The sequence below is a fragment of the Bacteroides fragilis NCTC 9343 genome (genome assembly GCF_000025985.1).
GTDB classification, from domain to species: Bacteria; Bacteroidota; Bacteroidia; order Bacteroidales; family Bacteroidaceae; genus Bacteroides; species Bacteroides fragilis.
In genome coordinates this window covers 3509803-3525107 of the sequence record NC_003228.3, presented here as the reverse complement: position 1 = coordinate 3525107, position 15305 = coordinate 3509803, and the positions used below count along the sequence as shown (strand labels likewise).

At 43.7% G+C, this 15305-nt stretch carries 11 protein-coding genes; 6 read left to right on the top strand and 5 right to left on the bottom strand.

What is annotated here, in order from left to right:
• Window positions 1–34: 34 nt before the first annotated feature.
• The 3 genes from hisD to hisB are packed head-to-tail and all read left to right on the top strand — an operon-like array spanning window position 35 to window position 3485.
• A complete protein-coding gene (hisD, locus tag BF9343_RS14505) occupies window positions 35–1321 on the top strand; it encodes a histidinol dehydrogenase (RefSeq protein WP_010993237.1) in 1287 nt (428 codons plus the stop codon).
• Complete coding sequence (hisC, locus tag BF9343_RS14500) at window positions 1318–2355, top strand: histidinol-phosphate transaminase (protein WP_010993236.1); 1038 nt, start codon at window positions 1318–1320, stop codon at window positions 2353–2355. Before hisD ends, hisC begins: the two co-directional genes overlap by 4 nt.
• 5 nt (window positions 2356–2360) lie before the next feature.
• Window positions 2361–3485, top strand: coding sequence for a bifunctional histidinol-phosphatase/imidazoleglycerol-phosphate dehydratase HisB (gene hisB / locus BF9343_RS14495; protein ID WP_005789124.1), 1125 nt, complete (start codon window positions 2361–2363; stop codon window positions 3483–3485).
• A 138-nt stretch (window positions 3486–3623) separates the two neighbouring features.
• Here hisB and BF9343_RS14490 read toward each other — a convergent pair whose 3' ends face one another.
• The 5 genes from BF9343_RS14490 to BF9343_RS14470 all read right to left on the bottom strand — a co-directional run bounded on the left by BF9343_RS14490 (window position 3624) and on the right by BF9343_RS14470 (window position 11956).
• Window positions 3624–4628: a metallophosphoesterase family protein gene (locus BF9343_RS14490; protein ID WP_005789123.1), complete on the bottom strand. Its 1005-nt coding sequence runs from the start codon at window positions 4626–4628 to the stop codon at window positions 3624–3626.
• 32 nt (window positions 4629–4660) lie between these two features.
• Window positions 4661–6133 (bottom strand): SusD/RagB family nutrient-binding outer membrane lipoprotein, encoded by a 1473-nt coding sequence (locus BF9343_RS14485; RefSeq protein ID WP_005789122.1) that lies wholly within the window; start codon window positions 6131–6133, stop codon window positions 4661–4663.
• Window positions 6134–6163: 30 nt separating this feature from the next.
• Window positions 6164–9319: a SusC/RagA family TonB-linked outer membrane protein gene (locus BF9343_RS14480; RefSeq protein WP_010993235.1), complete on the bottom strand. Its 3156-nt coding sequence runs from the start codon at window positions 9317–9319 to the stop codon at window positions 6164–6166.
• A gap of 105 nt (window positions 9320–9424) precedes the next feature.
• Complete coding sequence (locus BF9343_RS14475; protein ID WP_010993234.1) at window positions 9425–9961, bottom strand: hypothetical protein; 537 nt, start codon at window positions 9959–9961, stop codon at window positions 9425–9427.
• A gap of 69 nt (window positions 9962–10030) precedes the next feature.
• Window positions 10031–11956, bottom strand: a complete 1926-nt coding sequence (locus tag BF9343_RS14470; RefSeq protein WP_005815085.1) for an NAD(+) synthase — start codon at window positions 11954–11956, stop codon at window positions 10031–10033.
• A 110-nt stretch (window positions 11957–12066) separates the two neighbouring features.
• Here BF9343_RS14470 and BF9343_RS14465 point away from each other — a divergent pair, with 110 nt between their 5' ends.
• The 3 genes from BF9343_RS14465 to BF9343_RS14455 all read left to right on the top strand — a co-directional run bounded on the left by BF9343_RS14465 (window position 12067) and on the right by BF9343_RS14455 (window position 15296).
• Window positions 12067–14178 (top strand): M3 family metallopeptidase, encoded by a 2112-nt coding sequence (locus BF9343_RS14465; protein WP_032533562.1) that lies wholly within the window; start codon window positions 12067–12069, stop codon window positions 14176–14178.
• A gap of 181 nt (window positions 14179–14359) precedes the next feature.
• Window positions 14360–14707, top strand: coding sequence for a DUF805 domain-containing protein (locus tag BF9343_RS14460; protein ID WP_005789114.1), 348 nt, complete (start codon window positions 14360–14362; stop codon window positions 14705–14707).
• Window positions 14708–14876: 169 nt separating this feature from the next.
• Complete coding sequence (locus BF9343_RS14455; protein WP_010993232.1) at window positions 14877–15296, top strand: Fur family transcriptional regulator; 420 nt, start codon at window positions 14877–14879, stop codon at window positions 15294–15296.
• The last annotated feature ends 9 nt before the right edge of the window (window positions 15297–15305 follow it).

Here is a 15305-nt window from a genome sequence, read left to right as displayed (position 1 = left end):
AAAATCTGTTGGTTGAACTCTTAAATTAAAAATTATGAAACTGATTAAATATCCGGACCGGTCGCAATGGAATGAGATCTTGAAGCGTCCTGTGCTTGAGACAGAAAATCTTTTCGATACTGTACGCAATATTATTAACCGTGTGAGAGCCGGAGGGGACCGGGTGGTCATGGAATATGAGGCTGTGTTTGATAAAGCTGAACTCACCTCATTGGCTGTTACTTCTGCGGAAATAGAAGAAGCTGAAAAGGAGGTACCCATCGAACTGAAGGCAGCTATTTATCTGGCTAAACGTAATATTGAGACATTTCATTCTGCACAGCGTTTTGAGGGGAAAAAGGTGGACACGATGGAAGGTGTTACTTGCTGGCAAAAAGCTGTTGCTATTGAAAAGGTCGGATTGTATATCCCTGGAGGGACAGCCCCTCTATTCTCCACTGTGCTTATGTTGGCTATACCTGCTAAGATTGCCGGATGTAAAGAGATTGTACTTTGTACACCGCCTGATAAGAATGGAAAGGTACATCCTGCTATCCTGTTTGCCGCTCGTCTGGCTGGAGTCAGCAAAATCTTCAAGGCAGGCGGAGTACAGGCCATTGCCGCTATGGCTTACGGGACAGAGAGTATTCCTAAAGTTTATAAGATCTTTGGTCCCGGCAATCAGTATGTCACCGCTGCCAAGCAACTTGTCAGCCTGCGGGATGTCGCCATTGATATGCCTGCGGGCCCGTCGGAGGTAGAGGTTCTGGCTGACGAATCTGCCAACCCGGTGTTTGTGGCTGCCGATCTTCTTTCTCAGGCGGAACATGGAGTGGATAGCCAGGCGATGCTGGTTACGACTTCTGAGAAGCTACAAACGGAAGTCGTTTACGAGGTCGAACGCCAATTAGGCTATCTAACCCGTCGCGATATTGCCGAAAAATCTTTGGCCAGCAGTAAGTTGATATTGGTGAAGGATATGGAGGAAGCTTTGGAACTTACCAATGCTTACGCTCCTGAGCACCTGATTATTGAGACGAAGGACTATATGGAAGTAGCCGGACAGATAGTAAATGCCGGTTCGGTATTTTTGGGTGCCTTCTCTCCCGAAAGCGCAGGTGATTATGCTTCGGGAACTAACCATACTTTACCTACCAACGGCTATGCCAAAGCCTATAGTGGAGTGAGCTTGGACAGTTTCATCCGTAAGATCACTTTTCAAGAGATACTTCCCAGTGGAATGTCGGCTATTGGCCCGGCTATCGAGGTGATGGCTGCCAATGAACACCTGGATGCACATAAAAATGCGGTAACTGTTAGATTGGAGGAGATAAGAAAATGAAAACATTGCAAGAATTAACCCGTCCGAATATCTGGAGACTAAAACCCTATTCTTCGGCCCGTGATGAATATAGTGGGGCGGCAGCATCTGTTTTTCTGGATGCTAACGAAAACCCGTATAACCTGCCGCACAATCGCTATCCGGATCCGATGCAACGGGATCTGAAGTTGGAATTGTCCAAGATAAAAAAAGTAGCTCCTGCCCATATCTTTCTGGGAAATGGCAGTGATGAGGCTATTGATTTGGTGTTTCGTGCTTTCTGTGAGCCGGGCAGAGACAATGTGGTTGCTATCGATCCTACGTACGGCATGTATCAGGTTTGTGCCGATGTCAATGATGTGGAATACCGCAAAGTGCTGCTTCACGATGATTTTCAGTTTTCTGCCGATGAGTTGTTGGCAGTTGCGGATGAACGGACTAAGATGATTTTCCTTTGTTCACCCAATAATCCGACGGGAAATGATCTGCTTCGGTCTGAGATAATAAAGGTGATCAATGATTTCGAAGGATTGGTCATTCTGGACGAGGCTTATAATGATTTTTCCGATGAACCCTCATTTTTGTCAGAGTTGGGTAAGTATCCGAATCTGATTATCTTACAGACTTTCTCAAAAGCGTTTGGTTGTGCAGCTATTCGTTTGGGGATGGCTTTTGCCTCCGAGGGGATTATCGGTGTTTTGAATAAAATCAAGTATCCGTATAATGTGAATCAGCTGACTCAGCAACAAGCTATAGAAATGCTCCACAAATACTACGAGATAGAACGCTGGGTAAAAACATTGAAGGAGGAGAGGGGGTATCTGGAAGAAGCTTTCGTAGAGTTGCCTTGGGTATTACAGGTATTTCCATCGAATGCCAACTTCTTTCTGGCACGTGTGACCGATGCTGTGAAAATTTATAATTATCTGGTGGGAGAGGGTATTATTGTACGTAATCGAAATTCCATATCATTGTGTGGCAACTGCCTTCGTGTGACTGTAGGTACACGGGCTGAGAATGCCAAACTGATTGGAGCACTGAAAAAATATCAATAGGAAAAATGAAAAAGAAAGTACTTTTTATTGACCGTGATGGCACGCTTGTCATTGAGCCGCCTGTCGACTATCAGCTCGATTCACTGGAGAAGCTTGAATTCTATCCTAAAGTTTTCCGCAATTTGGGCTTTATTCGCAGTAAACTTGATTTTGAGTTTGTCATGGTGACCAATCAGGATGGTTTGGGCACCTCTTCTTTCCCGGAAGAAACTTTTTGGCCGGCGCACAATCTGATGTTGAAAACTCTGGCCGGAGAAGGTATTACGTTCGATGATATCCTGATAGATCGTAGTATGCCCGAAGATTGTGCTTCTACGAGGAAGCCGCGTACAGGAATGTTGACTAAGTATATTTCCAATCCGGAATATGATCTGGAGGGCAGCTTTGTCATTGGAGATCGTCCGACAGATGTAGAATTGGCCAAAAATATAGGTTGCCGTGCCATTTACCTTCAGGAATCCATTGATTTGCTGAAAGAAAAGGGACTGGAAACTTATTGTGCTCTTGCCACTACTGATTGGGATCGGGTGGCTGAGTTCCTTTTTGCAGGAGAGCGGAGAGCAGAAATACGCAGGACAACGAAAGAAACCGATATCCTAGTAGCTCTCAATCTGGATGGTAAGGGTACTTGTGACATTTCTACCGGGTTAGGTTTCTTTGACCATATGCTTGAGCAGATTGGTAAACATTCCGGTATGGATTTAACGATCCGGGTGAAGGGGGACCTCGAGGTAGACGAACATCATACCATCGAAGATACGGCTATCGCATTGGGTGAGTGTATCTATCAGGCGCTGGGTAGTAAAAGAGGAATTGAACGTTACGGTTATGCTTTGCCCATGGATGATTGCCTTTGCAGGGTATGCCTGGATTTCGGAGGACGTCCGTGGTTGGTATGGGATGCCGAGTTTAAGCGTGAAAAGATAGGAGAAATGCCTACCGAGATGTTTTTACACTTTTTTAAGTCTCTGAGTGATGCAGCCAAGATGAACCTCAATATTAAGGCTGAGGGGCAGAATGAGCATCACAAGATAGAGGGAATATTCAAAGCGCTGGCCCGTGCGTTGAAGATGGCGTTGAAGAGGGATATCTATCATTTCGAATTGCCGTCCAGTAAAGGAGTTTTGTAACGATTCACTTTTTACCAAATAGATTTATCCCTCCAACTATAATTCGATAAGTGTTTATTATAGGTTGGAGGGATAATCTGTAAATCACCTAAAAAGTTTTTATAGCCGTTTCTTTTTGAATACTCATAAAAGTGATTTCTATTTCTCTTTTACAAAAGAGCCGGGATATGTACATACATTCAGTTTTGCCATATTTCCTTTTTCCCGAAGCCAAGTATCGAATTCACGTTTACCTTCTTTCAATACGATGATACGACTGCCTGGTGTTTTATCTCCGTAAGTATTTTTTCCGCCCGAAGCTCGTCCATATCCTAAAGCGATGTTATAGAGAGTAGCGATGTAATCGTTTACGTGGTCGTGTCCGGCAAAAACACCCATAACATCACCGCATTCCAGCATATTGGCAAACATACCGCTGTTTATATTGGGACTGCATTCTTTTTCGTTACGGTCTCCGTAACGTTTGGTTTCGAACGATTCCCATGCTTGGGTGTACTCCGGTAGCGGAATATGGAGGAAGGTCAATGCAGGTAATGGTTGTCCCTCATTCCGTTCTGTGTACTTCCGGCTTTCGCGGGAGTACCAGTCTATTTGAGATCGTCCGATCCAGTCATATCCTTTTACTGTTTTTATCTTCGAATAAGCATTTGTGTCCAGGCAATAAAGCAATGCGGCTGTTTTATTTCCGTCTTTCGAACTGTAAATAGGGAGAATATGGTTACCTTCTCCTTTTATTCCTTCTGCCACTTGTTTCATCATACAATACGGTTGTTCCCGGATGATACGAATGATTTCATCACGCTTTACGGCATATTCGTCATCATGATTTCCCAATACGGCTGTCCAGGGGATCCGGCGGGCCGACAGTTCGGCAGATATGGCTTCCCAAGCTTGCCGGACTTCATTCATAGTAGTATTGTCTCCTGTAAATATCACGAGGTCAGGCTTTTCAGAATCAAGTACTTCTTTGATCATATCTCCCACTATTCGGTCTTTCTCCTGATCATGTCCCAAGTGCATATCGGTAAATTGTGCTATCTTAAATTCACCATTGGAATTAAAGCTGATTTTATCGGGAGCTTGTTGCGCTTGGATAAAGAAGCCGGATAGCAATAATACGCTGCTTAAAATAATCTTTTTCATTATAAATATGGGTTAAGAGTATATATTTTATTCTATGATTTTTTTTGCCACCAGGTAGCTTGGTTTATTTTGTCATTTCCTGCACCGAATTGGCGTGTAATAGCCGTTTCTACGTTAGTACCGTTGTTATCATATTCTCCTTGCGGATACATCCAGCGTTTGGGGATTTCTGTTCCGGCTGGGCGACGGAAGTCCGGGTAGCCGGTACGTAGTTGTTCGTAAAAGGAATCCCAGTTGCCTTGGTAGAATGTAACCAGGTATTTCTGCATGATAATGCGTTCTATCTGCTCTTCAGTACCCGATGCTTGGGTGAAGTCAACCAATGGTTCTTTCAGATATTGGGCCACTGCGTTCTCGTTCAGATAGCCGGCATAATCTTTTGCATGGGTTTCGTAGAAAGAGAATGAGGCGCGGATACCTTTCTCGTAATACGTTTGTGCATTGCCACTGATCCATCCCCGTACAACAGCTTCAGCAAGAATTTGTTGTAGTTCGGCATATCCCATCAGCATGGTGGGCTCTACAATCGGATCTGTACGGAAACGGTCGTTGATGGGCGATATGGTACCCTCACTAACTTTGATAATAGCATCGCTATAAGGGGCGGCAGGGTCTCCTCCTTCGTAAGAGCTGAAGTCGTCGATAGGTTTTCCTTCAGTCTTTCCTTTGTTGGTCTGTGCGCTGAAGATGAACAGGCGTGGGTCCCGACGTTCGCGCATACGTTGGATAAATGTATCATCCATATAATAGCCGGACCATTGGGCATTGAATTGAGGATATCGGTTGCCCTGCTGATCCAGGTAAACCAACTGTCCATTGTCTGCCAGGCTATTCATCAACGGGCTGTTTGTCGCAATGTTTTTAAACTCAGAAGCGATATTTATATTCCCGACTGTTGTATGATTGGAGAGGGTCATCAGCACTTTCAGACGAAAAGAGTTGATCAGTTTCCTCCACTGGGTGCTATTTCCGTTATAGATGATGTCTCCGTCAATGACAGATGCGTCATTTGCCAGTATTTCGTCTGCTTCTCTCAATTCTTGGAGGATTCCTGCAAAAACATCCTCTTGTGCATCATATTCGGGAGTGTATATTTCTTCTTTTTCTCCTTTCAAGGCCTGACTGTAGGGGATGTCTCCGAAACGGAGAGTCAGTTCATAGAAGTAGTAGGCGCGGAAGAACTTAGTGAGTGCCGTATACACCGGAGCATTTACACGTTCTGCCTCTTCACCCATCTTTTGTACATTGCGGAGATTGTCATAGTAGCCAAAACTTCCGCGGGTCCATTTGTAATATTGATCTGCACTCTCTCCGTCGGCTTGAATTACTTTTTTGGTAGCATACATTCCGTCAGTCCCTCTTTTAAAAGCATTCATGCAGATTTGGGTAAGCAGGAGTTTGGGGTGGGTCTGGGTGGCATTGTCCGGATCAATGTTCATCTCTTCCAGATTTCCACAGGAAACGCACATCCACACAGATACGATGAGTAATATTATCTTTTTCATTTTATAATTTCTTATTAGTTTCTTATTCGTTTAGAATTTTATGTTGACGCCCATGCCGATATAGCGTGCGGTTGGATCGTTGGCACCTCCGTCGTTGCTGTCTCCGGTGTAGTCCGGATCGACAAAGGGGACTTTTTTCCAGACAGCTAGGTTGTTGCCAAACACTGTAGCTGTAAGTCCTTTCACGGGGCTTTGTTTCGAAAGTAGTTTGGTGAAGTTGTAAGTCAGTGCCACTCGGCGGAGCTTAATGTAGCTACGGTCGAATACATTGGCAAATTTGGCATTTTCTTTCGAAGATACATAAGCTTGATAAGGATAGTTCTGGCACCATTGTTGCCAATCGACCGCTGTCGTGTTACGTTTGTAGGTGCGTGTGTCAGAGATTACATTACCGTCGATGTCACGTTTCAGCTCTCCTCCGGTTACGACTACCCCATTGGGTACATATATCGGGTGTCCGACGGCATATTGTGCATCCCTGTACTCCACTGATTCCGGATGCTTTCCTCCCCACCATAACTTTTCGCTCAATACAGAATAGATTACTCCTTTATAAGCGCCGTCCAGATCGACAGACAGTGTGAAGTCTTTGTAGCGGAAAGTATTTTGCATACCCATTCGGAAGTTCGGATCCAGATGTCCCAGATATTGTTTATATGCGTCTTTAGTAGGCATACCGTTTTCATCCAGAATCAATTCTCCATCAGCACTTTTCTGCCATTGTGAACCGTAAAATGCATCGGCACGGTCGCCCACTTTCAGGTCACCGAACTTTTTCTGTCCGCCATATATTTCCGTCAATTTTTTTACACTCTTACTCCAGTTCAAGGAGAAATCCCATTGAAAATCTTTATTTTTGATAGCCTGTACATTGGCCATGATTTCCCATCCGTTGGTGGTATATTGGTTACCGTTCACTTTACGGCTGGTGAAACCTGATGCATTCGAAATATTCAGGTCGATAATCTGGTTTTCATCGATCGTATGATAATAAGTCAGGTCGAAAGATAACCGGTTACGGAAGAATGCAGTTGACAATCCGGCTTCCCAGGATGTCGTTTTCTGAGGTTTAATGTAGTAGTTGACCAGAGAAGAAGGGTAGGAAATAGATGGATTTGAACCGTAATTGGAATCTTTTGTATAAGTGGACATGATCTGGTAGGGAGACAGGTCGGTAGAGACAACCGCCCATGAACCATACATTTTGAGATAGTCCATAAATGTTGGCAATTTGATGTATTCGGATACCATAGTACTCAGTGCGACAGAAGGATAGAAGTAAGAGTTACTGCCTTTTGCCAGAGTAGATGACCAGTCATTACGTCCTGTCAACGTCAGATAGGCATATTTGTAAAGATCAAGGTTGATTGATCCATAAATACTACGGATTGATTTTTCATTTCGGTTGGCATCGGTAATGGAAGGACCTTGTGTGTTTTTGATACTGTATACGAATGGAACAATCAAACCGTCGGTAGACTGATATTCCTGACGGTAATTACGGTAGAATACCGAAGTTCCGGCATTCAGGGTGAAGAGGATATCCGGAGTCAGATCTTGAGTGTAGGTAGCCAGTACATCAGCGTCTACATTAGTTTGACGGTCATTCCATACTTTGTAGTCACCTTCCCGGGAGTCACCGTAGTTCATGTAAGTTTTGGGTACTTTCATTTCCTGAAGAATTGTTTTCTGGCGTAAGGCGGCACGTCCCTGTATGTTCAGATTGGGGAGGATTTGATAATTCAGGCGGACTTGCCCGTTCACCACATCCCGACTTTCGGATTGCTGGAGCTCTTCGGCTGCAAAGTAAGGATTATTATACCATGCATAATTGTAACTTGCCTGCCGATACCCTTCCTGTCCGGGAACGTATTTGTGTTTTTGGAGTTCTTTACCGTTCACATCGTCTCCCATCCATACAACGATGGTGTACATGTGGTTTTTAGGTCCGTATCCGTAGCGCGGATAACTCGGGGCAACTATTTTGTTGTAGGCCAGATTGGCATCCAGCTGCAAGTTTTTAGCCAGATCAAAGGTAGAGTTGAAGTTGATACCTCCACTGTGCATTTCAGTAGAAGGCACCTGTCCCTTTTGGTAAGCATATTGTCCGGTGACGAAGTAGCGTGCTTTTTCTCCTTTATAAGCTATTGAGATATTATTGTTGGTTACTAGTCCGGTTTGCAGAAAGTCTTTCAGGTTGTCATGGGATACCCAGTCGATAGGTATACGTTCATAGCGCGATTTGTCATCATACTGAGTACCTTTTACATCTCCCCACCAGGGAATCTCTTTTCCAGTCACTTTATCCCTGATCGGGCTGTTCCACTGAGCTACTTTGGTTCCTACATTTAATTTGGGTCCCCAAGTCATGTCACCGTCCGAAATGCCGCCATCTGCACCGTCCCAGAATTCATATTTACCATTTGAACCGCTACCGTATTGATGTTGTGTCTCGGGAAGCACTGCAAAGCCGGCTGTGATCATGTTGTTGGTAGAGAAGTTGATTTCCAAGCCTTCTTTTTTGGCCGTTTTACTGGTGATCAGAATTGCTCCGTTTTTCCCGCGTGAACCGTATAAAGCTGAGGCTGCCGTACCTTTTAGTACATTGACACTTTCAATATTCTCACTTGAGATGTCGAAAAAGTCGGTTTCTACCGGAACTCCGTCCAGTACAACCAATGGTGCGTTGCCGCGCAGTTTGAAACTCGGTGCCTGGAAAATACCGGTAGGGTTGGCTACCAACAGACCGGCTACTTGTCCGGAAAGGGCCGAGCCCACATTCAGACTGGGAGTGGCATTCAATACCTCACTGTTGATTTGTTGGGTTGTGTAACCGATCTTCTTCTTTTGCTGCTTGATACCGATTGCAGTGACCACTACCTCGTCGATGGCCTGAATGTCATCGGACAGTTCAACATTGATTACAGTGTTGTTACCTACCTCTTTCTCTACTGTGCTGTAACCTACGAAAGAGAATAGTAGTGTTGCGTTTTTAGGAACTTCGATGCTGTAACGACCATCTATATCGGTGACAGTTCCGTTTGATGAGTTTTTCACCATGATAGTGGCACCAATTACTGCCCCCATTTTGTCTGTGACTGTACCTGTTACTTTGACTGATTGTGCGAATGCAAGTGATGTGCACAATAACATACTACAGAGTAGCAGGAGAAATTTACTGTTCATAAGTACTAATCATTGAGTGTTTAGTCATGGCGAGTGCGGGGGCAAAAGTTTTCTTTTGCCCAAGACTTGCCATTAATATTAATTTACCTATTGAAAAAAAGAATTTTAGATTTCTGTCAGTTTTACATTTTGAAATACGGAGAGAAGGTCGGTTGCATTTTTGCGATTTATCTGTAAAGCGTCTTCAAATGATTCGCTTTCGGAATCATAGGCAGAAATCGCTACTTTCAGTACATTTGTGAACTCTGCAGCTACTTGCTCTCTGGTCATTTGGTTGCTTTTGAGCTCTTTGTTCAGCTGTTTCTCGATGGAGCGTACTGCGTTGTAGATAGTGGGTTTGCGAATTACGGTACGGCGGGTAGGGTCTCCGGGAACCACTTCTTCCCTGACTACATAGATCTTCATGAATTGGTTATAGAGATAACCGGCTTCTTGCCCGAATTTGTAGTTACCCGCATTAGCCAGTGCATCGGCAGAAGGTTGTTTGATGGTGGAGTAGAACTCCCATGTCTTTTTGACGACAGAATTGAGTTCTGTTTTGTTCTTATTGTCGGATTTATCATCGTCCGGCAATGAATTGACTGCATTTAAGGCAACACTGGATGCCAATAAAGCAAATACTAAAATAAGATGTCTTTTCATAACTTTACCTCTTTTTAATATGGTGCTGCAAAGATCGCAGTGTCATGTTAAAAAGAGGTATCGTCTTTGTTACAATTCGGCTATTTCTTTCAGCCATGCAGCCGAACTGGCATCACTTGGCATGCGCCAGTCTCCTCTGGGGCTGATGGATATACTTCCTACTTTCGGTCCGTCCGGCAGGCAAGAGCGTTTAAACTGCTGGTTAAAGAAGCGGCGGAAGAAAGTTTGCAGCCATTTTTTGATTGTTTCATCATCATAAACTCCACTGAATGCAGTTTGTGCCAGGAAGTAGATTTTTGACGGGCGGAAGCCGAACCGTAAGAAATAATACAGGAAGAAGTCGTGTAGTTCGTAAGGACCGACGAGGTCTTCCGTTTTTTGTTTGATTTCTCCGTTTTCATCTGCCGGTATCAGTTCCGGACTGATAGGAGTGTCCACAATATCCAGCAGAGTTGCTTTGGATGTTTCATCCATACCGTTTTCGGCTACCCACTGTACTAAGTGTTTCACCAGTGTCTTGGGAATACCTGCGTTGACACCATACATCGACATATGATCTCCGTTGTACGTTGCCCATCCCAATGCGAGTTCCGACAGGTCTCCGGTTCCGATCACCATACCCCATGTTTGGTTGGCTATATCCATTAAGATTTGGGTACGTTCGCGTGCCTGTGAATTCTCGTACGTTACATCGTGTATATTGAGATCGTGTCCGATATCTTTAAAGTGTTGGATACATGCTTCCCTGATACTGATTTCCCGTATTGAAACTCCCAAGGAATTCATCAGGTCGATGGCATTGTGATAAGTGCGGTCGGTTGTTCCGAATCCCGGCATTGTTATACCCAGAATATCTTTGCGGGATAATCCCAATTTATCGAATGTCTTGACGCACACCAATAAGGCGAGTGTTGAGTCAAGTCCTCCGGAAATACCTATTACGGCTGTTTTTGCTCCGGTATGTAGCAGACGTTGTGCCAGTCCGGCTATTTGAATCGAGAAGATCTCTTCACAGCGACTGTTGAGTTCGTTTCCTTGCGGAACAAAAGGATGTGGATTGAATGTACGGGTCAGGTTCAGATCTTTACTGTTGACAAACTCTGTAGAAATTCTGACAGCCTCTTTGCCCGGACAATTAGCCTTGTTGGCAGCAAAAGTTGTGTTGACCCGACGCTCTGCACGGATACATTCCACATCAATTTCATTGATAATCAACTGTTCCTCCATGCAGAAACGTTCACTTCGTGCCAGTAGATATCCGTTTTCGTAAATAAGTCCGTTTCCGGCAAAAACAACATCTGTTGTCGATTCACCGAAGCCACTCGACGAAAAAACATAACCGGAGATGCAGCGTGCAGATTGCTGGCTGATCAGAGAGCAAAGATAATTGTGTTTACCAATACCTTCGTCATCGGCGGAAAGGTTAAAGATGATTTCAGCCCCTTGCAGTGCGAGTGAGGAACTGGGCGGAACGGTAGCCCAAAGGTCCTCACAGATTTCTATGCCGAAAGTTGTTTCCGCAGTTTCGAACAACAGATTGTTGCCCATCGGGACAATCTGTCCGCAAAGCCGCACACTGTTTTCCGAGACTTGTAGGGCGGATGTAAACCAACGTTGCTCGTAGAACTCTTTATAATTAGGCAGGTAAGTTTTGGGCACTACTCCCAGTATTTTGCCTTTCTGGATAACTACTGCAGCATTAATTACTGTGGAGTTGACTACTACCGGCATGCCCAGTATGGAAATGATGTCCAGTTGGCGGGTACTGTTTAGAATCTGTATCAAAGCCATTTCTGCCTGTTCAAGCAAAAGTTGCTGGGCGAACAAGTCTCCACAAGTATATCCGGTAATGCACATTTCGGGAAAAGTGAGAATCTGTACTCCTTTACCTTCGGCTATGGTAATAAGACCCTCCAATCTTTCAGAATTAAATTTGCAATCTGCTACTTTTACGCGGGGAACGGCCGCCGCAACTTTTACGAATCCGTAGTTCATTTTCTATTAGAGTTTATCATTTCTTGTTGCAAAAGTAGACATTTTAATCGAATCTTTGTATTTTTGTCAAAATTGAATTGATACATTATATTATTAAATCGCACAAAAACATGAAGAAGATGCTTATGGCTGCCGGAATGGCTGCCGTGATGACTGCTTGCGGCACAGCCGGACAGAAAGCAGCCACCGATGCCGGAAACCCTTTTCTGGCAGAGTATTCAACTCCTTTCGGTGTTCCACCGTTCGACCTGATTAAAGTAGAGCATTACAAAGAAGCTTTCCTGAAAGGAATGGAAGAACAGAAAAAAGAAATAGATGCTATTGTCAATCAGCGTTCGGTTCCCGATTTCGATAATACCATCGCTGCATTCGATCAGAGTGGAGAGTTGTTAAATAAGGTGAGTACTGTGTTTAGTGGTCTGAACAGTTGTAACACGAACGATGAAATGCAGGCTTTTAATAAAGAGATTACTCCGTTGCTTTCGGCACATCGGGACGATATTAGTCTGAATCCGGCTCTTTTTGCCCGTGTGAAAGAAGTTTATGAACGTCGGGAGAAACTGGGATTGGATAAGGAGCAGAATAAGTTACTGGAAGAAACTTACAAGAAGTTTGTTCGTGGAGGTGCCAATCTTGATTCTGTGGATCAGGCGAAGTTGCGTCAACTCAATAGTGAGATTTCGATGTTGCAATTGACTTTTGGACAGAATCTGCTGAAAGAAACCAACGCTTTTGAGTTGGTGATTGATAAGAAGGAAGATCTCGCCGGATTACCCGAAAGTCTTGTGGCATCCGCAGCCGAAGCGGCTAAAGGGGCAGGTATGGAAGAGAAGTGGCTTTTCACTTTGCACAATCCGAGTGTAATGCCCTTCTTGCAATATGCAGATAATCGCGAGTTGCGTGAGAAAATCTTTAAAGGATACATCAATCGCGGCAACAATGGCAATGAGGCCGATAATAATGAAATCGTGAAAAAATTGGTTGCTTTGCGTCTGGAGAAAGCCAAATTGATGGGATATGCCGATTATGCTTCTTATATTTTGGAAGACCGCATGGCAAAGAACGAGGAAAATGTATATCGTTTACTGAATCAGATCTGGACTCCTGCAGTGGCGAAAGCCAAGGAGGAATTGTCTGATATTCAGTCTGAAATAAAGAAGGAAGGCGCTAACTTTACCCCCGAAGGATGGGATTGGCGCTATTATTTTGAGAAAGCGAAGAAAGCCAAGTTCAGTTTAGACGAGAATGAAGTGCGTCCTTATCTTGAATTGAATAATGTGCGTGAAGGTGCTTTCTATGTAGCTAACAGACTTTATGGCATTACTTTCACCGAAATTAAAGACATTCCGAAACCGCATGAAGAGGCACAGGCTTTTGAGTGTAAAGATAAAGACGGAACCCATCTTGGTGTGCTGTATATGGACTTTTTCCCTCGTAATAGTAAGCGGGGAGGCGCATGGTGCGGAACTTATCGTTCTCAAACCTATCGTGACGGTAAACGTTTGGCGCCGGTAGTTACGATTGTGTGTAACTTTACCAAGCCTTCTTCGGGACAGCCTGCCCTGCTTAGTGCCGATGAGGCCGGTACTTTATTCCATGAATTTGGTCATGCACTCCACAATTTGTTTAAAGATGTACACTTTCATGCCGTATCCGGTGTACCGCGTGATTTTGTGGAATTACCTTCTCAGGTTATGGAGCATTGGGTATTCGAACCGGAGGTGCTGAAAATATATGCCAAACATTATCGGACCGGTGAAGTGATTCCTGCTGCATTGATTGAGAAACTCGATAAGAGTGGAAAGTATGGCCAGGGGTTTGCCACAACCGAATATCTTGCCGCTTCTCTGCTTGATATGGATTACCATGTACTGAAAGAGATTCCCCGGAATATGGATGTCACTGAATTTGAGGCTGCTGTGCTGAAAGAGCGTGGCTTGCTAAGTCAGATACCTCCTCGTTATCGTACTACATACTTCAATCACATCATGAACAGCGGCTATACGGCTGGTTATTACAGTTATATTTGGGCCGAAGTGTTAGATAGCGATGCTTTTGAAGCATATAAGGAAACCGGTGATCTGTTTAATCAGGAAGTGGCTTCCCGTTTCCGTCGTTATATTCTCACTCCCGGAGGCATCGACGATGCGATGGATATGTATAAGAACTTTCGGGGTAAAGAACCGGGCATAGAACCTTTGTTGAGGAATAGGGGACTATAGATCGGCTTGTATAAGGCTTTGGCACTATGTTGTTGGGTGAGAGGCTAGCTCTTTTTTTATTTTTTGCTAAAAATAAATGCGGAAAATATAAAAAATATAAATAGTAGTTAGTATATTTGTGGCAGTTTATAGGAATAAACACAAAATACCAACAATTATTAACTATTAAAAGATTTGAAAGATGAAAGAGTACATTGATGTTTTAAAGAAGTGGAAAGATTTCGACGGTAGAGCCAGAAGACGTGAATACTGGATGTTTGTCTTGTTCATGGCTATTTTTGCTATTGTCGCAAGTATTATTGACGCTATTTTGGGTACGATTTGCGTATTTGTAGGTATTTATTATTTGGCTATGCTTCTGCCTATGATTGCTGTTAGTATACGTCGTATGCACGATATCGGCAAAAGCGGATGGTGGTTATTTATCACTTTCGTACCGGTGATCGGCAGCCTTTGGTATCTCTTCCTGACTATTCAGGACGGACAGCCGGGTAGCAACCAATACGGTGAAAACCCTAAAGGAATTTAATACGTACATATTATTGTCATAAGAAACGGCATACGAAAGCAATTTTGTATGCCGTTTTTCTGTTTAATCAAAAAAATATTCGTATTTTGTTTGCGAAAATAAAAGAACTCTTTATCTTTGCATCAGATTTAAAATTGTAATGAATACAATTTTGGAAAGGAGAAAGAAAATGGAATCATACAACCGATTACTAGAGCACAACATCAAACCGTCCATGCAGCGAATTGCTATCATGAATTATTTGATGGAACATAAGACACACCCATCGGCTGATGAAATATATACGGAGTTATCTTCCTCTATGCCAACACTTTCAAAGACTACAGTCTATAATACCTTGAGGCTGTTTTCTGAGCAGGGAGCGGCACAAATGCTTACTATTGACGAGCGGAACACCAATTTTGATGCGGACACTTCACAACATGCCCATTTTCTGTGCAAGCGTTGCGGGCGTATTTATGATTTGAAATGCCAGGTTGAGATGAAACAAGTGGAAGGTCTTCAAATGGATGGACATGAAGTAAGCGAAGTGCACTACTATTATAAAGGTGTTTGTAAGAAATGTTTAAATAATATACGTATTGACTAATTAATTTAA

Coding starts and splice junctions, on each gene's coding strand:
- hisD (WP_010993237.1), top strand. CDS start 35: ATGAAACTGATTAAATATCCGGACCGGTCGCAATGGAATGAGATCTTG.
- hisC (WP_010993236.1), top strand. CDS start 1,318: ATGAAAACATTGCAAGAATTAACCCGTCCGAATATCTGGAGACTAAAA.
- hisB (WP_005789124.1), top strand. CDS start 2,361: ATGAAAAAGAAAGTACTTTTTATTGACCGTGATGGCACGCTTGTCATT.
- BF9343_RS14490 (WP_005789123.1), bottom strand. CDS start 4,628: ATGAAAAAGATTATTTTAAGCAGCGTATTATTGCTATCCGGCTTCTTT.
- BF9343_RS14485 (WP_005789122.1), bottom strand. CDS start 6,133: ATGAAAAAGATAATATTACTCATCGTATCTGTGTGGATGTGCGTTTCC.
- BF9343_RS14480 (WP_010993235.1), bottom strand. CDS start 9,319: ATGAACAGTAAATTTCTCCTGCTACTCTGTAGTATGTTATTGTGCACA.
- BF9343_RS14475 (WP_010993234.1), bottom strand. CDS start 9,961: ATGAAAAGACATCTTATTTTAGTATTTGCTTTATTGGCATCCAGTGTT.
- BF9343_RS14470 (WP_005815085.1), bottom strand. CDS start 11,956: ATGAACTACGGATTCGTAAAAGTTGCGGCGGCCGTTCCCCGCGTAAAA.
- BF9343_RS14465 (WP_032533562.1), top strand. CDS start 12,067: ATGAAGAAGATGCTTATGGCTGCCGGAATGGCTGCCGTGATGACTGCT.
- BF9343_RS14460 (WP_005789114.1), top strand. CDS start 14,360: ATGAAAGAGTACATTGATGTTTTAAAGAAGTGGAAAGATTTCGACGGT.
- BF9343_RS14455 (WP_010993232.1), top strand. CDS start 14,877: ATGGAATCATACAACCGATTACTAGAGCACAACATCAAACCGTCCATG.